The sequence below is a fragment of the Vibrio sp. RM-41-2B genome (genome assembly GCF_024744415.1).
Taxonomy (GTDB): Bacteria; Pseudomonadota; Gammaproteobacteria; order Enterobacterales; family Vibrionaceae; genus Vibrio; species Vibrio diabolicus.
The window spans coordinates 16,021-37,115 of record NZ_JAMQWD010000041.1; the positions used below are offsets into that span (position 1 = coordinate 16,021).

The 21,095-nt window shown below is 46.2% G+C and carries 17 protein-coding genes; 10 read left to right on the plus strand and 7 right to left on the minus strand.

Annotated features, from left to right (window positions below):
* The first annotated feature begins 70 nt into the window (after window positions 1-70).
* From rnr to trpS, 4 genes are all read left to right on the plus strand, one after another.
* Window positions 71-2,575, plus strand: a complete 2,505-nt coding sequence (gene rnr, locus NB463_RS18435; protein ID WP_258430860.1) for a ribonuclease R — start codon at window positions 71-73, stop codon at window positions 2,573-2,575.
* 70 nt (window positions 2,576-2,645) lie between these two features.
* Entirely contained in the window at window positions 2,646-3,392 is a 747-nt protein-coding gene (rlmB, locus tag NB463_RS18440) for a 23S rRNA (guanosine(2251)-2'-O)-methyltransferase RlmB (RefSeq protein WP_005395369.1), read from the plus strand.
* A gap of 99 nt (window positions 3,393-3,491) precedes the next feature.
* Window positions 3,492-4,178, plus strand: a complete 687-nt coding sequence (locus NB463_RS18445) for a phosphoglycolate phosphatase (protein WP_085344613.1) — start codon at window positions 3,492-3,494, stop codon at window positions 4,176-4,178.
* 115 nt (window positions 4,179-4,293) lie between these two features.
* Window positions 4,294-5,310, plus strand: a complete 1,017-nt coding sequence (trpS, locus tag NB463_RS18450; RefSeq protein WP_005395367.1) for a tryptophan--tRNA ligase — start codon at window positions 4,294-4,296, stop codon at window positions 5,308-5,310.
* A 55-nt stretch (window positions 5,311-5,365) separates the two neighbouring features.
* Here trpS and NB463_RS18455 read toward each other — a convergent pair whose 3' ends face one another.
* Window positions 5,366-5,740, minus strand: a complete 375-nt coding sequence (locus NB463_RS18455) for a hypothetical protein (RefSeq protein ID WP_005395366.1) — start codon at window positions 5,738-5,740, stop codon at window positions 5,366-5,368.
* Window positions 5,741-6,286: 546 nt separating this feature from the next.
* Between NB463_RS18455 and NB463_RS18460 the strand changes: the two genes are divergently transcribed.
* The 6 genes from NB463_RS18460 to NB463_RS18485 all read left to right on the plus strand — a co-directional run bounded on the left by NB463_RS18460 (window position 6,287) and on the right by NB463_RS18485 (window position 15,233).
* Entirely contained in the window at window positions 6,287-9,241 is a 2,955-nt protein-coding gene (locus tag NB463_RS18460) for an ExeM/NucH family extracellular endonuclease (RefSeq protein WP_258430861.1), read from the plus strand.
* A gap of 175 nt (window positions 9,242-9,416) precedes the next feature.
* On the plus strand, window positions 9,417-10,004 hold the full coding sequence (locus NB463_RS18465) for an aminodeoxychorismate/anthranilate synthase component II (protein WP_239911983.1): 588 nt from the start codon (window positions 9,417-9,419) through the stop codon (window positions 10,002-10,004).
* 361 nt (window positions 10,005-10,365) lie between these two features.
* Window positions 10,366-11,577, plus strand: coding sequence for an aspartate aminotransferase family protein (locus tag NB463_RS18470; protein WP_005397689.1), 1,212 nt, complete (start codon window positions 10,366-10,368; stop codon window positions 11,575-11,577).
* Between the two features lie 109 nt (window positions 11,578-11,686).
* On the plus strand, window positions 11,687-12,706 hold the full coding sequence (astA, locus tag NB463_RS18475) for an arginine N-succinyltransferase (protein ID WP_124009053.1): 1,020 nt from the start codon (window positions 11,687-11,689) through the stop codon (window positions 12,704-12,706).
* Window positions 12,707-12,734: 28 nt separating this feature from the next.
* The gene (gene astD, locus NB463_RS18480) at window positions 12,735-14,192 is read left to right on the plus strand and encodes a succinylglutamate-semialdehyde dehydrogenase (protein WP_048626695.1); all 1,458 of its coding nucleotides are present in this window, start codon (window positions 12,735-12,737) and stop codon (window positions 14,190-14,192) included.
* A gap of 249 nt (window positions 14,193-14,441) precedes the next feature.
* On the plus strand, window positions 14,442-15,233 hold the full coding sequence (locus NB463_RS18485) for a DUF1338 domain-containing protein (RefSeq protein ID WP_258430862.1): 792 nt from the start codon (window positions 14,442-14,444) through the stop codon (window positions 15,231-15,233).
* A 145-nt stretch (window positions 15,234-15,378) separates the two neighbouring features.
* On the opposite strand, the gene crp is transcribed toward NB463_RS18485, so the two are convergent.
* The 6 genes from crp to NB463_RS18515 all read right to left on the minus strand — a co-directional run bounded on the left by crp (window position 15,379) and on the right by NB463_RS18515 (window position 20,991).
* Window positions 15,379-16,011: a cAMP-activated global transcriptional regulator CRP gene (crp, locus tag NB463_RS18490; protein WP_005381432.1), complete on the minus strand. Its 633-nt coding sequence runs from the start codon at window positions 16,009-16,011 to the stop codon at window positions 15,379-15,381.
* Window positions 16,012-16,251: 240 nt separating this feature from the next.
* Window positions 16,252-17,121, minus strand: coding sequence for a phosphoribulokinase (locus NB463_RS18495; protein ID WP_005397679.1), 870 nt, complete (start codon window positions 17,119-17,121; stop codon window positions 16,252-16,254).
* A 124-nt stretch (window positions 17,122-17,245) separates the two neighbouring features.
* The gene (locus NB463_RS18500) at window positions 17,246-17,458 is read right to left on the minus strand and encodes a YheU family protein (protein ID WP_005397677.1); all 213 of its coding nucleotides are present in this window, start codon (window positions 17,456-17,458) and stop codon (window positions 17,246-17,248) included.
* A gap of 33 nt (window positions 17,459-17,491) precedes the next feature.
* A complete protein-coding gene (locus NB463_RS18505) occupies window positions 17,492-18,499 on the minus strand; it encodes a hydrolase (protein ID WP_053807774.1) in 1,008 nt (335 codons plus the stop codon).
* A gap of 87 nt (window positions 18,500-18,586) precedes the next feature.
* Complete coding sequence (locus tag NB463_RS18510) at window positions 18,587-19,075, minus strand: TIGR02444 family protein (protein ID WP_005397673.1); 489 nt, start codon at window positions 19,073-19,075, stop codon at window positions 18,587-18,589.
* Window positions 19,072-20,991, minus strand: coding sequence for an ABC transporter ATP-binding protein (locus tag NB463_RS18515; protein WP_258430864.1), 1,920 nt, complete (start codon window positions 20,989-20,991; stop codon window positions 19,072-19,074). The genes NB463_RS18510 and NB463_RS18515 overlap by 4 nt, the downstream gene beginning before the upstream one ends.
* Between the last annotated feature and the right edge of the window lie 104 nt (window positions 20,992-21,095).

Here is a 21,095-nt window from a genome sequence, read left to right on the forward strand (position 1 = left end):
GCAATTCTGTAGCTTATCGAGAGACTCAGATATACTAGCCATATACCTTCCTTGCTAGATAGGCGTGCCTATGTCAGACAATATTCCAAACGATCCTTTTGCAGATCGTGAATCCAAAAATTACGAAAATCCAATTCCAAGCCGAGAGTTTATCATCGAGTTTCTAGAGCAAGCGGGCGTTCCAATGAATCGCAACGACTTGTTTGAGGCACTAAAGCTTGAGGGCGAAGAGCAATACGAAGGGTTGCGTCGTCGGCTACGTGCGATGGAGCGAGATGGTCAACTGGTGTTTACCCGCCGTCAGTGCTACGCATTGCCTGAAAAACTTGAAATGGTGAAAGGTTACGTGATTGGTCATCGTGATGGCCACGGTTGGGTGCGTCCAGAAGGCAGCGTCGGCAAGGATGATGATATTCTGTTACCGCACCATCAAATGAAGAACATCATCCACGGTGACTTTGTTTTAGTGCAACCTACAGACAACAGCAAGCGCGGTCGTCGTGAAGGACGCTTGGTTCGAGTGTTAGAGGAGCGTAATGATCAAATCGTCGGTCGTTTCTTCCTCGAATATGGTTATTCCTATGTTGTCCCTGATGACTCGCGTATCAGCCAAGATATTCTGATCCCAAATGAGCACAAAGCGGGTGCACGCATGGGTAACGTGGTCGTGATTGAAATTACTGATCGTGGCTCACGCTCACGTGGCATGATGGGTAAAGTGGTTGAAGTCCTTGGTGAAAATATGGCACCAGGTATGGAAACGCAAATTGCGATTCGTACACACCAAATCCCTCACGAGTGGCCAGAGGCCGTCGATAAACAAATCGAAAACTTAGGCGAAGAAGTACCAGAAGAAGCCAAAGTTGGTCGTGTGGATCTACGTGAGTTACCACTTGTGACCATTGACGGCGAAGACGCACGAGACTTTGATGATGCTGTTTACTGTGAGAAGAACAAAGAAGGTGGTTGGCGTTTATGGGTAGCGATTGCTGACGTCAGTTACTACGTTCGCCCTGACTCTGCGCTGGATAAAGAAGCCATCAACCGTGGTAACTCGGTGTACTTCCCATCGCAAGTAGTGCCAATGCTACCGGAAGTGCTATCAAATGGTTTGTGTTCACTTAACCCACAAGTTGATCGCTTGTGTATGGTGTGCGAAATGACCATTTCTGATACAGGTAAGCTGTCTGGTTACAAGCATTACGAGGCGGTGATGAACTCGCACGCTCGTCTCACATATAGCAAAGTGAGCGCGATTCTAGAAGGGGATGAAGAACTACGTGAGCGCTACCAGCCGCTTGTTTCTCATCTAGAAGAGTTGCACAAGATGTACAAAGTGCTGAAAGAAGCACGAGATCAACGCGGTGCAATCGAATTTGAAACCGTTGAAACCAAATTTATTTTCAATGCGGAACGTAAAATCGAAAGCATTGAGCCAGTAATTCGTAATGACGCGCATAAGATCATCGAAGAATGTATGATTTTAGCCAACATTGCTTCGGCATCGCTGGTAGAAAAAGCGAAAGAGCCCGCGCTCTATCGTATCCACGAATCTCCAGGTGAATTACGCCTGCAAGGTTTCCGTGACTTCTTAAGTGAACTTGGTCTTGAGCTAAAAGGTGGTTTAGAGCCTTCACCAACGGACTATGCCGATCTCGCACGTCAAATCTCCGGGCGTCAAGATCAAGAGTTGATTCAGACTATGCTGCTACGCTCAATGAAGCAAGCGGTATACAACGCAGATAACGCGGGGCACTTTGGGTTGGCATTGAAACGCTATGCGCACTTTACGTCGCCAATTCGTCGTTACCCTGACTTGTTACTTCACCGTGCAATCAAGTATCTGATTGCTAAAGAAGAAGGTCGTAATCAAGATCGCTGGACACCAACAGGTGGCTATCATTACTCGTTTGACGACATGGATTTTTACGGCGAACAATGTTCGATGACAGAGCGCCGTGCTGATGATGCAACACGTGATGTTGCGGATTGGCTGAAGTGTGAATATATGCAAGACCACGTCGGTGACGAACTAGACGGTGTTATTGCTAATGTCACTAGCTTTGGCTTCTTTGTACGTTTAACGGATTTGCACATCGATGGTTTGGTACATATTTCTACCCTTGCGAACGACTACTATCAATTTGACCCGATTGGTCAACGACTTATTGGTGAAAGTTTCGGTAACATCTACCGCTTAGGCGATGCAGTAAAAGTAAAAGTACTGGCTGTTAACCTCGATGATAAGCAAATTGACTTTGAATTGGTCGAAACAAGTCGTAAGCTACGCGGCGAAGGTAAGACTGCGAAGAAACGCGCAGCGGAAGCAAAACGCAAAGCGAAAGATAAAAAACGCGCTGCGACTCGCTCTTCATCGAAAGAAGGTGGCGCGGCTCGTGCAGTTCCTGCGATAGAGCCAACTAAACGCCCAGAAGAAACGGGCGCAGTGAGTAAGCGCAATGGCCCCAAACGTGATGACGCCGAAGGCAAAAAGAAGCCTAAAGTGAAAAAAGCACGTAAAAAAAAGCCACACAGTAAGCCGAAGAAAACCAAGCGCACTAAAAAAGAAGCGTAGTAGGCTGAAGCGCCAGCTCAGTTCAAACTCAGCTGGCGCAGGCAATACGACCCGAACAACAGGTTAAACAATGAGTAACGAATTTATCTACGGCATTCACGCAGTGAAAGCGGTATTGGAGCGCGAACCAGAGCGTTTTATCGAGGCATACGTTTTAAAAGGTCGTCAAGATGATCGCCTAATGCCAATCCTAAATGATCTTCAGGTTTGTGGTGTCTCTATTCAACAAATGACGCGTAAAACACTGGATGACAAAGCGCGTGGTGCAAATCACCAAGGCATCATTGCTCGCGTAAAACCAGCAAAACAGCTGAACGAGAACGACATTGATGACATCTTAGCGCAGCATGAATCACCGCTACTGTTAGTGCTGGATGGTGTGACGGACCCGCACAACCTTGGTGCGTGTTTGCGTAACGCAGATGCGGCAGGCGCTGCGGCGATCATCGTACCGAAAGATCGTTCTGCACCAATGAATGCCACGGTAAGTAAAGTAGCATGTGGCGCTGCAGAGGTTGTGCCTTTGATTCGTGTAACCAACCTTGCACGTACAATGCGTACACTACAGGAAAAAGGGATTTGGTTTGTGGGTACGGCTGGTGAAGCTACGCACGACATTTATCAAGCTAAGCTTACTGGTCCTCTTGCTATCGTGATGGGTGCTGAAGGTGATGGTATGCGTCGTCTTACTCGCGAAACCTGCGATGATTTAATTAAGATCCCTATGGCGGGCAGTGTATCAAGCTTGAACGTATCAGTGGCTTCTGGTATCTGTTTGTTTGAAGCGGTTCGTCAGCGTTTGGCTGCCCAAAAATAAGGCGAGCACACTAAGCGTCGCTGAGTGTGACACTGAGTGACATCAAGATTAAGCACACAGGATGGGGAACCATCCTGTGTTATTTTAGCTAGGGAATTTATGACCCAACAAGATATTAAATTGATTGCTTTTGATCTGGATGGAACACTGCTTGATAGCGTGCCAGATCTTGCCGTAGCGGCCGATCAAGCAGTTCAGGCGTTAGGCTATCCTTCTATATCAGAAGAGCAGGTGCGTGATTACGTTGGTAATGGTGCTGATATATTGATTGGACGTGCATTAAGCCAAAGCATGACCATCAGCAGTGATTTGAGTGATGAGCTGCGTGCTAAAGCGCGTGAGCTGTTTGATGAATACTACAAGCAAAGCGGCCATAAGTTAAGTCACCTTTATCCAACAGTAAAAGAGACGCTTGAAGAGCTACACCAAGCTGGTTTTACGATGGCGATTGTGACGAACAAGCCCTCGAAATTCGTACCAGAAATTCTAGAGCAGCATGACATCGCCAAGTACTTCGTAGACGTATTAGGTGGTGACGCGTTTCCAGAGAAAAAACCAAACCCGGTGGCGCTGAACTGGCTAATGGAAAAGCACCAGGTAAAACCAGCAGAGATGCTGATGGTTGGGGATTCGAAAAACGATATCTTGGCGGCGAAAAATGCGGGTTGTGCTTCATTTGGTTTAACTTACGGTTATAACCATGGCGAGCCCATTTCAGCTTCGAACCCTGACGTAGTGGCGAACCGCCTCGCGGAATTACTGGAAGTCGTCGCTGTTTCTGCATAACGGCAACAAAAGATCTTCCAAAATACTTGTTAATGAGTACACTGAGTAAACCGTGCGCTAAAAGCCGCACGGTTTTTCATTTTAATTAGATTAAGAAGTCAAAGGAATCATTCTAATGAGCAAACCCATTGTATTGAGTGGTGTTCAACCGTCAGGTGAACTAAGTATCGGTAACTACTTGGGTGCTCTACGTCAATGGCAGCAGATGCAAGACGATTATGATTGCCAATACTGTGTAGTAGACCTTCATGCGATTACGGTTCGTCAGGATCCTAAAGCACTGCATGAAGCGACATTAGACGCACTGGCAATTTGTCTGGCAGTTGGTGTTGATCCGAAGAAGAGCACGTTATTTGTTCAGTCACACGTACCAGAGCATGCTCAACTTGGTTGGCTTCTTAACTGTTACACGCAAATGGGTGAGCTGAGCCGTATGACTCAGTTTAAAGACAAATCGGCACGTTACGCAAATGACGTAAACGTGGGGCTGTTTGATTACCCTGTGTTGATGGCAGCAGATATTTTGCTTTACGGCGCACACCAAGTGCCAGTTGGTAGCGACCAGAAACAGCATCTTGAGTTAGCACGTGATATCGCAACGCGTTTTAACAACATCTACTCACCAGAGAGTCCGATTTTTACCGTTCCTGAGCCGTACATTCCAACAGTCAATGCACGTGTGATGAGTCTTCAAGACGCGACGAAGAAAATGTCGAAGTCAGATGATAACCGTAAGAACGTGATTACTCTGCTTGAAGAGCCAAAGTCGATCATCAAGAAGATCAACAAGGCGCAAACAGACACCGAAACCCCACCAAGCATTCGCCATGATATCGAGAACAAAGCGGGTATCGCGAACCTAATGGGACTTTACTCTGCGGCGACAGGAATGAGCTTTGAAGATATCGAAGCCAAGTACAAAGGCGTAGAAATGTATGGTCCATTTAAGAAAGATGTTGGCGAGGCGGTTGTAGCAATGCTGGAGCCAATTCAAGCAGAATACCATCGTATTCGCGCTGATCGTGCTTACATGGATGAGGTAATGCAGCAAGGTGCAGAAAAAGCATCGGCTCGCGCTGCTGAAACGCTGAAGAAAGCATACAAAGCGGTAGGCTTTGTCGCTCGCCCATAGTCGCTAAGAATAGATTACAAAAAGCTCCACGTTGGTGGAGCTTTTTTTATGCTTTTTACTGGAATGGCGTGTCTTTCATGCAACGTTCCATATCGTAATATTCAACACGTCCTCGAGCACCTAAAAAGGCGGACTTCACCACCATGCCTCTATCAATGAAGTAACTGAGCTGCACGCATGATATATCGTAGCTAAGTTCTTTAATTCTTGCTGGGATCCAGTAGGTTCCTGGTGTTCTTAGACGCTGGGTAAAAGTAATAACACCCTCGTCACTGACCTCTAACTCTTCAATTCCATCCAGCTCATTTTTGGCTGATTCGATGATGTTTTGATTCGCGGTAGGTTGAAGTGGCTCACTGGCGGTCAATTGACATCCCGTTATCAAGCCAAGTAAGAAGAGAGCTAGCACACTGCGTTGAATTTTTTTCATTTATCGTTCCTGGGTTTACTGCTAATGAGATCTTAATGTCTCGCGCAGGTGTTATATCTTTTGTGTATGAATTTGGCTAGTGAATAAGGAGAAGTTATTGAACAAATGATGAAAATTTTGAAGTATGAGAGTCATGCGTAAGAAAAAGCCGAGCGAATAATTGGTGACTTAAGTTTAGACATGGCTATAAAAATGAAAATCAAAGCTTTCTAAATTAGTGATTAATTATATTTTCATTTATAACAAAGTGAGCTTGGTTAATAAGCCACTTCACGAGCGATGTATTTTCTACTCCTTAACATGAAGTGAAAAAATAAACTGAGTAATTAATCTAAATTTTGATTTGTTTATCAATAGCGTTCTGTATTTATTACAAAAAATGTTTGAATGGGATGTTCTGGCATATTTTCTTACATTCACATGTGATTCATTTCACGGCTTTAATTGCTCATTCTTATTTATTTCATAAATAAACCTGATAGTAGACGCAAATGGTAGGCTCTGATCAGAGCTAAGTTTGCATTTACATAAATATCAGGTATGACAATGGACACGTTAATCAAACCCTCAATACTCGCACTAACCATCGCCAGTGCACTTAGCGCAAACGCGAACGCAGAGATTATTATTTCCCAGTATGTGGAAGGCGGCGCTTATAATAAAGCGGTCGAGATCGCCAATACAGGTGATACTGCGGTGACACTCACAGGCTATGAATTAGCAAAATCTTCGAATGGTGGCGGCTCGTGGGGCAGCACTCTTGATCTTAGTGACGTAACGTTACAAGCGAAGCAAGTGTATGTGCTTGCTCATGGCGATGCGAGCGAAGCAATAAAGGCGGTTGCGGATTACACTGATAAAAATGTAGCGAACTTTAACGGCGATGATCCGTTGGCACTTCTTAAAGATGGGGAAGTGCACGATATATTAGGTGTGATGGGGGACGTGGATTTCGCTAAAGACACCACGTTAGTTCGTAACAGTGATGCGCTTACACCTTCAACTACCTACCAATCCACTCAGTGGACAGCCTTACCTAAAGATAATATTGATGGTTTAGGGGAATTAAATACAACTGAGCCACCTGCACCATTTGCTTGTGAAGTAGATGGACAAGAACCAGCCTTTACCACCATCCAAGAGATTCAAGGTGAAGGTGCTTCTTCTCCATTTATTGATGGCTACCCTTACATCACGACCGAAGATCACTTCGTAACTGGTGTGTTCAGTGCTGTAACAACAGGCTTAACTAAAGGCTTCTACCTGCAAGCACTTGAGAATGATGGCAACGACAAGACATCTGAAGGTTTGTTTATTCACACCGATGTTGCAGATACAGAGCTGAAAGCTGGTGATGTTGTTTGTGTGAAAGGGAAAGTACAAGAGTACTACAGCAACACTCAGCTTTCTTCTGATGCAAACAGTTATGTAAAAACAGGCACATCAAACGCCTCTTTGGTTACTCCGTTAACGATTAAGGAAGGGGAAACACTACGTGATGCACTAGAGCGTCATGAAGGTATGCAAGTTGAGCTCAGCTCGGCTAGCGAACTTTTCGTTACTCGTAACTTTTCTTACGATTATGACTCTCGACGCAACAACATGATGTTGTCTCATGAAGCACCGTTGTTTAAGCCGACTCAATTGCATGCAGCAGAGAGTGACGCTGCGGTTACCCTTGCCAAAGAGAATGCGGCCAACCGTATTTACTTGGAATCAGATAGCAAAGCGCCAAATGGTCAAATCCCATATTTCCCAACGTTTGCACAAGATCTTGACCAAAATGGCTCTTCAGAGCAGCACATTCGCCTAGGCTCTCGCGTCGAAGGCCTGCAAGGTGTAGTGAATTACAGCTATAACGAGTACCGCCTAATTGCGACCAATGAAGTTGATAGCAGCAACTTTGTCACGTCAGGTGATGACTTTGACGTTGCGCGTAAAGCGGCGCCAGCCATTGCAGATTCTGATTTACGAGTAGCGAGCTTCAACGTTCTTAACTACTTCACTTCGGTTGCTGACAGCGGGCACGACAACCCAACCGGGCAAAATCGTGGCGCGACAAACCTTGATGAGTTCTTGATCCAGCAAGCGAAAATCGTTTCAGCGATGAATAAGATGGACGCGGACATCATTGGCTTGATGGAAGTGGAAAACAACGGCTTTGGTGATGGCAGTGCTATCCAAAACTTGGTTGATGCTTTAAACGCTGAGATTGATGACGTGGAAGATCATTACACGTATGTCGAAATCGAAGAGCAAGACAAATACCAAGAGGAATACTTTGGCAGTGATGCGATCATGGTGGCGATTTTATATCGTGCTAACGCAGTAACGCCAAAAGACGCTGCAAAAGTGATCATCACGCCAGAGCAGCACATTGCAGAAAACACAATTACTCGTAAAGAGGGCACAGAAAGTAACCCTGCTTACGACAAATATCAACGCCATAGCTTATTACAGACCTTTACAGTGAAAGAGACTGGCGAAGATCTTTCAGTGGTCGTGAACCACTTTAAATCGAAAGGTTCTGAATGTATTGAAGAGTGGATTGCTGGTGTAGAAGACTCAGAACCCGCGGATCTGCAAGGTAACTGCAACAACTTCCGTGTTTCTGCTGCGAAAGTCGTTGGTGAAGCGCTGAAAGATATTGATGGCGATGTGCTCGTCATGGGCGATTTGAACGCTTACGGCAAAGAAGATCCGTTACTTACCCTCACTGATTACTCAAAAGAGAAATACGGCCGTGATATCTACACTGCCGCTTACACAACCATTGGTGGCGGTGAGCTTCAAGTAGAGAAAACCAAGATTGAAAAAGGCTATGGCCTACACAATTTAAACACCTTGCTGCATGGCACTGATACGTTCTCGTACACCTATTCAGGTGAGTTGGGGAACTTGGACCATGCATTGGCAAGTAGCAGTTTAGCGCAAAAAGTGGTGGCGATTGAAGATTGGCACATCAACTCCCTAGAAAGTAACTTGTTTGAATACGGCAGCAAATACACGGGTGACATGCCGAAGTACAAAGATGCGTTCTCAGCGTCTGATCATGATCCAGTGATTATTGCTATTGATTTGCCAGATGATGATATCGATTTACCGAAAGCGGGTGAAAACTTAGCTATTGATGTACGTCTACCACCAACTGCGGTTGCGGGCGATATTGTGACAGTGAACTTAACAGCATCCACACAAGCGGCCTCGACAAGCAGTGATGCAAAAGTTTACTCGGCTAGCCAAACCTTGACTCAAACTGACATTGACGCACGCAGCGTGAATATTGAGTTTGAACAAGCGCCAGAACAAGGTAATTACCAGTTAGAAGAGAAAGTGACAGACTCGACAGGCAACGTCGTTAAGTTTAGCTCTGTTCGTGATGTCTCAATGACGCAAACTGAAACGGGTGCAGAAGGTTCGAAGGATTCAGATGGTGGTTCGTTTGGTTTTGGCGCGCTACTCGCGATGCTTGGACTTGGCTTACTACGTCGCCGCAACTAAGCCTTTATCTCCTAAAATACAGCTGTAAAGACCAAAGGCCAGCCGATGCTGGCCTTTTTATTGCACAAAGACTTGCCTTTCTAGTTTGGTGTTGCAAAATACCGCCCTTAATTGTCGCAAACCAGACAATCATCTCTTAAGTCTTGCCTAAACGGATTGGAGCAGCTGACACTCTATGTTGTTGATCATCGATAACTACGATTCTTTCACTTACAACCTCTACCAATACTTTTGCGAGCTTGGTGCAGACGTAAAAGTCGTGCGTAACGATGAAATCGACATTCAAGGGGTTGAAGCGTTGAACCCAACTCACTTGGTGATCTCACCTGGACCGTGTACGCCAAACGAGGCAGGTATCTCTCTACAAGCTATAGAATACTTCGCTGGTAAGCTTCCAATATTGGGTGTTTGCCTTGGTCATCAAGCGATAGCGCAAGTGTTTGGTGGGGAAGTCGTGCGCGCTCGACAAGTAATGCATGGGAAAACGTCACCTATTCGTCACAATGGTCGCAGTGTGTTTAAAAACCTGAATAACCCACTCACCGTAACCCGTTATCACTCTCTCGTGGTGAAAAACGGTACGTTACCCGATGTGTTTGAACTGACCGCATGGACTGAGCTGCCGGATGGAAGTATGGACGAAATCATGGGTTACCAACATAAAACTCTGCCAATTGACGCAGTGCAGTTTCACCCAGAATCGATCAAAACAGAGCAAGGTCACGAGTTGCTCGCGAACTTTTTAGCACGTAAAGCGATCTGATCGCGATCACTTTTCTTAACAAATCATTCATCTTTTTGCCGAGGTGAGTGGATTGCAAAACTATGCGGTTCATTCTGGCCTCTTTGTCTATTCATGTCTTTTTAAACCTTCTATCCCCTGTATTACATAACATTTATAAAAAATCGCTTCTCTATTTTACTTTCTTGATGCATAAATAGTCATAAGCAGTGATTAATGGAAGTTGCTTTCGAGAACGAAAAGAATAAATCACTATTGAAATGGTTAATTAAATGTAAATACAATGCCGCAATAGCTTAAATGCAAAACATTATTTGCTGGCAAAGAGCGCCGGTTAAATTCGCTTATCTGCTACGCATGCGGTATCAAGAAGGAATGTGCAATGACAACGGAAATTAAAGTAGAGCGCGGTTTATTCGATGAGGTAATGGTACCTTGCTATAACCCGATGGAAATGATCCCTGTTAAAGGTGAAGGTTCACGTGTTTGGGATCAGGAAGGTAATGAATATATCGACTTTGCTGGTGGTATTGCAGTGAGCTGTCTTGGCCATTGTCATCCAGTAATGGTAAATGCATTAACAGAGCAAGCTAATAAGCTTTGGCACTTAAGTAACGTGATGACGAACGAACCAGCACTTCGTCTGGCGAAAAAGCTAACAGAAGTGAGCTTTGCTGAGCGCGTATTCTTTGCTAACTCTGGCGCAGAAGCGAACGAAGCGGCACTTAAGCTGGCACGTCGTTACGCTGCTGACGTACATGGTGCTGAGAAATCAGAAATTATTGCATTCAAACAAGGCTTCCACGGTCGTACGTTCTTTACCGTAACGGTTGGTGGTCAAGCGGCTTACTCTGACGGTTTTGGTCCTAAGCCTGGAGACGTTACCCACTTACCTTACAATGATATCGAAGCACTACAGGCACACATGTCTGATCGCACATGTGCGGTGATGATGGAGCCGCTACAAGGTGAAGGCGGTATCGTGCCACCAACGCCTGAGTTTGCTCAAGCAGTACGTGAGCTGTGTGACAAACACAACGCGCTACTGATCTTCGATGAAGTGCAAACCGGTAATGGTCGTACAGGTAACTTCTACGCTTACCAAGGTTTAGGTATTACACCTGATATTCTAAGCACCGCGAAATCACTTGGTGGCGGTTTCCCAATCGGTGCAATGCTTACTACTGCAAAATTAGCAGAGCACATGAAAGTCGGTACGCACGGTTCAACATACGGCGGTAATCCACTCGCGTGTGCTGTAGCAGAAGCAGTTGTGAACGAAGTTACTAAGCCTGAAGTGTTGGCTGGTGTGCTAGAACGCGAAGCGATGTTCCGCGAAGGTCTAGAGAAGATCAATGCTAAGTACAACATCTTCTCAGAAGTTCGTGGTCAAGGCCTATTGCTTGGCGCTGCACTAAATGAAGAATGGCAAGGCCGTGCGCGTGATGTTCTTGTCGCTGCAGGCAAACAAGGTCTCATGGTATTGGTTGCGGGTGCCAATGTCGTACGTTTCACACCATCACTCGTTATCACACAACAAGAAATTGAAGAAGGCTTGGCGAAACTGGATAAAGCGATCGCGACTTTAGTTTAAGCGCGATATCAGTTTCAACGTCAACGCAGACACCCCCGTCAAGGATCTCTGATGGGGGAATTGTTCCTACAATATAGTTAGGATCTTCTTGCATCTGGAGGGAGTATTGATGCTAGTAGTTCGCCCTATCGCGATGTCGGATTATGACGCGCTGCACACTTGTGCGGTGGAGTCTGGTCACGGATTTACATCTCTACCGGTTAACGAAGAACTGTTAACCAATCGAATCAAACACTCAGAGTACAGCTTTGGTAAGCCAGATGTGGCAGAACCAGGTGATGAAGGCTACCTGATGGTCGGCTTTGACTCTGAAACGGGTGAGGTTGCGGGTACCACCGGAATCGAAGCATCTATCGGCTGGGATGTCCCATTTTACTCGTATCACATTAGTAAAGTGGTGCACTCGTCACCAAAGCTTGGCGTCAACAATGTCGTCAAACTGCTTACTTTTGGTAATAACTACACGGGTAACAGCGAAATTTGTACCTTGTTCTTGCGTGAGAAATTCCGCCAAGGTCTGAATGGTCGTCTAATGTCGAAGTGTCGTTTCCTCATGATGGCTGAGCACCCAGAGCGTTTCTCTGAAACGATCTTTGCGGAGATGCGTGGTGTTTCAGACGACGCAGGCAACTCGCCGTTCTGGCAATGGTTACAAGAGCATTTCTTCTCCATCGATTTCACGCTTGCGGATTACCTCACAGGTATCGGCAAGAAAGGCTTTATTGCTGACTTAATGCCGAAGCTGCCTATTTACATCAACCTGTTGAGTCCAGAAGCGCAAGCCGTGATTGGTCAAGTACATGACAATACTCGCCCAGCATTAAAGCTGCTTGAGCGTGAAGGCTTCACTAACCGTGGCTACGTGGATATTTTCGATGCGGGTCCAACCGTTGAATGTGACTTACGCAATATTGAATCGGTACGTCACTCGTTCCGTGCGCAAGTGAAAATTGCACAACATAGCAGTACGCAAGACTTCTTGATGTGCAACTCATCGTTCGAAAACTTCCGCGCAGCAGTCACCAAAGCGGCGTATGACCCTGAAACACAAAGCGTCATGATCGCACCAGACGTTGCGGATGCACTTTTGGTTGAGGAAGGGGATTTTGTTCGCCTTCTTCCGCAGTAACAGACGACAGAATTTAAGGATAGAAACAATGACACATTGGATTGCAGGTGAATGGGTACAAGGTCAGGGTGAAGCATTTACGTCTCTGTCACCTTACAACCAAGAAGTGATCTGGCAAGGCAACGGTGCAACGGCAGAGCAGGTGAATCAAGCGGTATCTGCAGCGCGTGAAGCGTTTATTGACTGGAAAAAACGCCCATTTGCAGAGCGTGAAGCGATCGTGTTGGCTTTTGCTGAGAAAGTAAAAGAGAACAGCGAGAAAATCGCCGAAGTCATTGCCAAAGAAACTGGTAAGCCAATTTGGGAAACGCGCACTGAAGCAGCGGCAATGGCAGGTAAAATTGCAATCTCTATTCGTGCTTACCATGACCGCACCGGTGAAGCGAGCCGTGAAGCGGCGGGCAACCAAATTGTGTTACGTCATCGCCCACTCGGCGTGATGGCGGTATTTGGGCCATATAACTTCCCTGGTCACTTACCAAATGGTCACATTGTGCCTGCGTTACTAGCGGGTAACACCGTTGTGTTCAAGCCATCCGAGCAAACGCCTTGGACTGGCGAGCTAGCTATGAAACTTTGGGAAGAAGCAGGTCTGCCGAAAGGCGTGATCAACCTTGTCCAAGGTGCGAAAGAAACCGGCATTGCGCTTGCTGATGCGAAAGGCATTGATGGTGTACTGTTCACGGGCAGCGCGAACACGGGGCATGTATTGCACCGTCAATTTGCGGGTCAACCAGACAAGATGTTAGCACTAGAAATGGGTGGTAATAACCCGATGGTGATCTCTGATAAATACGGTGATTTGGATGCCACGGTGTACACCATCATCCAGTCAGCGTTTATCAGTGCTGGTCAACGTTGTACGTGTGCTCGTCGTTTGTACGTGCCATTGGGTGAGAAAGGTGATGCGCTCATCACGAAACTGGTTGAAGCGACGAAGAATATTCGCGTAGACCAACCATTTGCAGAGCCTGCGCCATTTATGGGGCCGCAAATCTCCGTTGCCGCAGCCAAGTTCATTCTCGATGCACAAGCGAACCTTCAATCACTTGGTGGTGAAAGCTTGATTGAAGCTAAAGCAGGAGAGGCGGCGTTTGTTTCTCCGGGCATTATTGATGTAACGAACATTGCTGAGCTACCAGATGAAGAGTACTTCGGTCCACTTCTGCAAGTGGTGCGTTACGAAGGGCTAGAAAAAGCCGTAGAACTGGCGAACGACACGCGCTTTGGTCTCTCTGCTGGTTTAGTTTCAACTGACGACCAAGAATGGGAATACTTCGTTGACCATATTCGTGCAGGGATCGTGAACCGTAACCGCCAGCTCACTGGTGCAAGTGGTGATGCGCCATTTGGTGGTCCTGGTGCGTCAGGTAACCTACGTCCAAGCGCTTATTACGCAGCAGACTACTGTGCGTACCCGATGGCATCAATGGAAGGTCAAGAGACTATCTTGCCTGCAACATTAAGCCCAGGTGTGGCGCTATAAGTTTTAATAACAGAGTCGCAACCATGTATTGCGGCTCACCTTGCCGGCGAATCATTTAGGTATGGGTTGTAGTGATCGTTGGCAGAGCACGGAAAGTGAGCAAAGACTCGGAAAAGCGTGTTGACTGACTGGCATTTACCGTCACAGGTTGATGGCTGCTCGTTCATTATTCTGGACAACTTTTCGTTGTGAACGAGCAGTCAACTTCCGCTTACCTTTTAACTCTACATCTCGTAACAAGGAGTCGTTATGACGCCCGATGTGTTATTTGAATCGCTATGGCAAGATTACATTCAACGTCTTTGCCCTTCTGCTGCGAAAGTACATCAGATGCTTCAAGAAGATGAGCCTCTGATTAATGATCATATAGCTTTACGTACCTTCAATATTGCGCCTCTTGGTATCGAAACCTTAGCTAAACCATTTGTAGCCATTGGCTATCAGGCATGTGGTGACTACGTTTTCGAAAGTAAAAAGCTGGTTGCTAAACACTATGAGCACCCTGATCCGAAGCAACCGAAAGTCTTTATTAGTGAGCTAAAAGTTGAGGAGTGTTCACCTGAGCTGCAAGAGATTGTGAAAAAGCTGGTGGCACAAGTCGATGCAGGCAAGCTGAACGATAGCGCATTCTTACATGGTGGACGCTTGTGGGATTTAAGCTTTGCTGACTACCAAACGTTGGCTAAAGAAAGTGAGTATGCATCTTGGTTGGCTGCGCATGGTTACGGCGCAAACCACTTCACGGTGAGCGTTAACCAGCTCAATGAATACGAAGAAGTGAAGCAAGTAAACGATCACTTACGTACGGCCGGATTTACCATTAATGAAAACGGCGGGGAAGTGAAGGGCACTCCTGAGGTGCTGCTAGAACAATCATCGACCATGGCGGATAAAGTGGCGGTTCGCTTTAGCGAAGGCACTGAAATTATCCCTGGTGGCTTTTACGAGTTTGCTAAGCGCTACCCGATGGAAAACGGTGAGCTGTACCCAGGTTTTGTGGCGGCTTCAGCGGACAAAATCTTTGAAAGTACGAATGGCTAACTTTTAGGGTTAACCTTTCGGCTAACCAACTTGCTCATTAGTCTTTTGTTGCTCTGAGCTTAATGTGGTTACAAGACAAATAAAAAGCCACCAATGTCGCCATTGGTGGCTTTTATAATTTTGTTCGCGTCACTCTGGTTTGAGATTAACGAGTACCGTAAACCACGATAGTTTTACCGTGCGCAGAGATTAAGTTCTGCTCTTCTAGCATCTTCAAGATACGACCTACTGTCTCACGAGAACAGCCAACGATTTGACCGATTTCTTGACGAGTGATCTTGATTTGCATGCCGTCTGGGTGAGTCATTGCGTCTGGTTGTTTTGCAAGGTTCAGAAGCGTCTGAGCGATACGACCAGTTACGTCTAGGAACGCCAGGTCACCCACTTTTTGGCTAGTTACTTGAAGACGACGAGCCATCTGCGCAGAAAGGCGCATTAGGATGTCTGGGTTTACTTGGATAAGCTGACGGAATTTCTTGAAAGAAATTTCAGCAACTTCACAAGGAGATTTAGCACGAACCCAAGCTGTGCGCTCTTGGTCTTCCTCGAATAGACCAAGTTCACCAATAAAGTCTCCTTGGTTTAGGTAAGAAAGGATCATCTCCTTACCTTCTTCGTCTTTGATAAGAACCGCAACAGAACCTTTAACGATGTAGTACAAAGTTTCTGCCTTTTCGCCCGCGTGAATTAGCGTGCTCTTTGAAGGGTACTTATGAATATGACAGTGTGAAAGAAACCACTCTAATGTTGGGTCGGTTTGAGGTTTACCTAGAACCATAATATCTCACTTCCTCTGCAGGGTACGCTTGCGCTATCCATATTTTAGCTAAGCCTGAATTAGGCCTACTAGAATAAGAGCACTTTTTATATGCTGCAAGCTCTCTTGTGTTTCGGTAAGAAATAGTATCCTTTTTCGAAAACGATTTCTTGATTTTAATCGTGCCATGATTGAGATTTTGTAAGCAAAACTGTGCACATGATCACGGTATGAAAAGTAAACATCTTCGCAGGCAGGTTTTTAGCCAATTTTCCCTGTTTCGATGAGCTGTTGTAGGATAGGCCGAACTATGAGCTCCATTGCAAAGCTCATCTTACCGCCTGGCACGACAATCGTGTTGTGGCGTGACATGAATGAGCCATCAATCATAGCCAGGAGATATGGGAAGTCGACTTTCTTTATCCCACGCAAGCGAATTACGACAAAGCTCTCATCCAGGCTTGGGATACCTTTCGCGTTAAGTGGGTTAGAGGTATCGACCGTTGGGACGCGCTGAAAGTTAATATGAGTGCGAGAAAATTGCGGAGTGATGTAGTTAAGATAATCGTCCATCGAGCGCACGATAGAATCCATTACTGCTTCTCGTGAATGACCGCGGTCACGAGTATCACGCACAAACTTTTGGATCCACTCTAAGTTTACGATTGGTACCATACCAATCAAGAAATCCACATGCTGCGCGACATTAACATCGCCATCCACAACACCGCCGTGCAAGCCTTCATAGAAGAGAACGTCACTGTTCTCCGGTAAGTCCTGCCACGGTGTGAAGGTACCAGGCATTTGATTATAAGGTACGGCCTCGTCAAAGGTGTGTAGGTAGCGACGTACGCTGCCTGCGCCATCGTGACCATATTTACGGAAAAACTCTTCCAATCCTGGAAAGTCATTAGCTTGAGGGCCAAAGTAGCTAATGTGTCGACCTTGCTCGCGCGCTTTACGGATTTCTATATCCATTTCAGGGCGAGTAAAGCGATGGAAGCTGTCGCCTTCAACCCATGCGGGTTTAACGTTCATCATATTGAACATCTTACGGAAGGCTTCAGATGTAGTGGTCGTGCCGGCACCGGATGAACCAGTAACCGCAATAATTGGGTGTTTAGCTGACATGACAAACCTTGTCGAAAATTACTTACCTGTAATGTGCAGTAGGCTGCTACTGCACGGTCGATAACCCACTATAGCACGTAACAATGCCTTGTCATTGAGTGGGGTACGGTAAAATGTGAAGGGTCTAAAATTTTGTTTTTACCTGAATATCGACGGTTTCGTGCAGTTCAGAGAACACGATAACCGCTTCGCCTTTTTCTAATTGAGTTTTTACTTGATCCACTTTGTCTTGCAAAGAAACCTCGACGGTTCCGTAATCCGTGCCTTCGCGTAAGACGAACTCACGAATTAAGTTTTCCAATGTTTCTGGCGCAATGTCTTGCCATGGAATGATCATAAATACCTCGAACTTTTATGATGAGCGGCTAGTTTACTGCTTTCGCTGCTTGGATACAGCAGAAAGGTAATCTGCGGCAATACTTTCGTAATACGCTGGCAGCGCTTCTTCCAACCAAAATTTCGGCTTGAGCGCTGAACCTGTCAGGAAACCAACATGCCCACCGTGCTCAAAGAGACGGTAATCAATATTATCTGGCAGAACAAATTTCGGGATCACATCGTCGGTCATGAATGGATCGTCTTTGGCGTGAATGATCAGTGTCGGTAGCGTGATCTGTTGTAATTTACTTAAGCCAGAACATTGATCGTAATAATCTTGTGCGTCTTTAAAACCGTGCAGTGGTGCCGTGATCAAATCATCGAATTCATACAATCGTGTGACACGTTTTATTGAGTTGTAGGACAAAGCGAGCTCGCCATGCAACAAGTGATGTTTTTGCAATGCGTTGCGTTTGAGCGAAGAGAGCAGGTAACGGCGATATACTTTCGAAAAGCCTTGTTCAATACGGTTCGCACACGCTGCTAGGTCCAAAGGCGCTGAGATAATGGTCGCCGCGTTCAAAATGGGGTGGTCTTTGTATTGGGCTAAATAATTCGCCAACATGTTACCGCCAAGAGAAATACCAACCGCAACTTTGGGGTTATCAGGAAAGCGTTGCTCAAGGTGCTCTAAGAAGTGGCGAGCGTCAGTCACTTCACCAGAATGATAGGCGCGAGCTTTCTTGTTTGGCTTACCGCTACAACCGCGGAAATGCATCATCACCGACAGCCATCCGGATTTAGCAAATGCATTCATTAGGCCATTGGCGTAAGGGCTATAGAAGCAGCCTTCTAGTCCATGAAATAAAACAAAAATCGGCTTTTTTTGCGCAGGTTCTTGGGTTGGGTCCTCGCTCCATGCGAGATCGAGAAAGTCGCCATCGGATGTATCGAGGGTTTGCCAAATCGGCGTAAACAACGCTTTTTTGCGAATAAAACGCGGTAAAAGCGTTTGAAGATGCGGGTTTTTGATCCCGGCGGCTGCGAAAAATTGTGTCATACCTAACTGCTCTTATGCGGTTCTTCGGTGTCAGTTGAAGAACTTATTAATATAATCCTTTATAAAGATTATAGGTATTCTACAGATTTATGGGCGTTTTGGTGGGTGAATGTTTGGCACCGGAATAGCAAAGGCCTGTTGCAAATGCTCACCACCAAGTTGACGACAGTATCTCAGCGTGAGTGGGGCGCCATCATTTTTGACCAGCGTGAGCGAGTTAATGCAGTTCACCAAATCCGCTTGTTGCTGCTTTTCTAGTTGCAGCTCAAACTGCAAGGTTTCACGATATAAAGCGTCATTGACTTGAGACTTAAGATGGCGACGTAAGTCGCGAAAAGAGTGCAGTAAGGTTTCGCTTCGGCCCAGACAGCTTTGTACCAGAGGCCAGTCTTTTTCTTGGAAAATGAGTTGCTGCTCATCGAGCCATCTGAGCAGCAGGAGTAGGTTCACGTTGCCGTGATAATTGTTCTGTAATGATAAACACGCTTCTTTCACTTCTCGCACACCATAAAATTGCAGACTGAACTGCCAAAGGTGTTCTAGGGTGAGTGTGTATTCAGCGTGTTGATTACTCATTGATTAAACTCTAGCTCCATCTGCTCCAGTTCTTCCTGAGCAGACATCCATTCCATTTCAATTTCTTCGAGCTCTGCCTTACTAGAAGCTTGAAGAGCCAGCACTTGGTTAAGTTTAGCTTTATTTTCGGCTTCATACAGTGAGTTATCTGCCAATTGTTCTTCAGCTTCGGCCAGTGCAGCACCTAACTTATCCATTTTATTTTCTAATTGTGTCAGCGTTTTGCGAATTGGCGCCGTCTGCTTACGAAATTCTGCATCGCGACGTTTCTGCTCTTTTTTCGCTGCGGCGCTGTTGGCGCTATCTTTGGCTGGCTGTGCTGCTTGTGCTTCTTTGCGTTCCGCTCTTTGTTGCTCAGTTAACCATTTGTAGTAGTCGTTTAAGTCACCATCGAACGGCGCAACTTGACGATCATGCACCAAGTACAAGTCATCGGTTGTAGCACGCAGTAAGTAGCGATCGTGCGAAACAATCACCATTGCACCTTCGAACGTTTGCAGTGCCATCGTCAATGCCTGACGCATGTCCAAATCCAAGTGGTTGGTTGGTTCATCAAGTAGCAACAGGTTTGGCTTTTGCCACACAATTAAGGCCAGCACTAAACGGGCTTTTTCACCACCCGAAAACGGTGCGACTTTCTCCAGTGCTTTGTCGCCTTGGAAGCCAAAGCTGCCTAGGTAATCACGTAGCTGTTGTTCGGTTTGATCCGGCGCGATCTGCATCATGTGTTGCAGCGGCGTTTCCTCTGGGTGCAGCGTTTCTAATTGATGCTGAGCAAAGTAACCTATTTTCACGCCTTGTGAGTAAGTCAGATCGCCACCTTGCGCGTTAAGCTCACCAGAGAGCAATTTGATCAAGGTCGATTTACCCGCGCCATTACGGCCGAGTAGACCAATGCGACTGCCAGGAACCAAGTTCAAGCGGATCTTCTCTAAGATCAGGTTGTCACCGTAGCCTGCCGATACTTCATCCATCATCATGATTGGGTTTGGCAGCGCCGCGGGCTCACGGAATTGGAAGCTAAATGGGTTATCGAATTGAGCGGGTAACACTTTCTCCATGCGCTCCAAAGCTTTAATACGGCTTTGAGCCTGGCGTGCTTTAGAGGCTTTATAACGGAAGCGGTCGATGTAGCTTTGCATGTGCGACATCTGTTTCTGTTGCTTCTCGAACATCGCTTGCTGCAGCACCACTTTTTGCGCTCGTTGGTTTTCGAACGACGAATAGTTACCCGTGTATTCGTTCAATTGTTGGTTTTCGATGTGAATAATACGGCCAACAATTGGGTCAAGGAAGTCACGGTCGTGCGAGATCAGGATCAGTGTGCCTGGGTAGTTTTGTAGCCAACGTTCAAGCCACATCACCGCGTCTAAGTCCAAGTGGTTGGTTGGCTCATCGAGTAGCAATAAGTCAGAACGGCACAATAGCGCTTGGGCTAAGTTAAGGCGCATACGCCAACCACCTGAGAATTGAGTCAAACTCCAACTCATTTGCTCTTGGCTGAAACCTAAACCGTCGAGCAATTCTGCCGCGCGAGCGCGAATGCTATAACCGCCGATGGTTTCAATTTTACCGTGGATCTCGGCAACCAAGGTGCCGTTGTCTTGTGCTTCCGCTTCAGCCAACTTCTTTTCGAGCGCTCGGTACTCGCGATCACCATCAATGACGTATTCCAGTGCAGTGCGCTCTAGCGCAGGCGTTTCCTGTGCGACCCAGGCCAACTCCCAATGTTGAGGTTGGCTAAATGAGCCTGCATCAATCGACAGTTCATCTTTCAGCAATGCAAATAGCGTTGATTTACCGCAGCCGTTTTTGCCCACAAGACCGACTTTATCGCCAGGATGGATAGTCGCTGAAGCTTGATCTAAAAGAGGTTTACCGCCACGCAGTAACTGAATATCAGAGAAGGTAATCATAAAGTTTTCATTCACTTTGCGCAGTGCGCGTTGCTTGGTTACATAGCGAAGTGGTTTCAATCGTTTTTAAAGCCACTTGGGTATATATCTAGCGGTGAATAGTA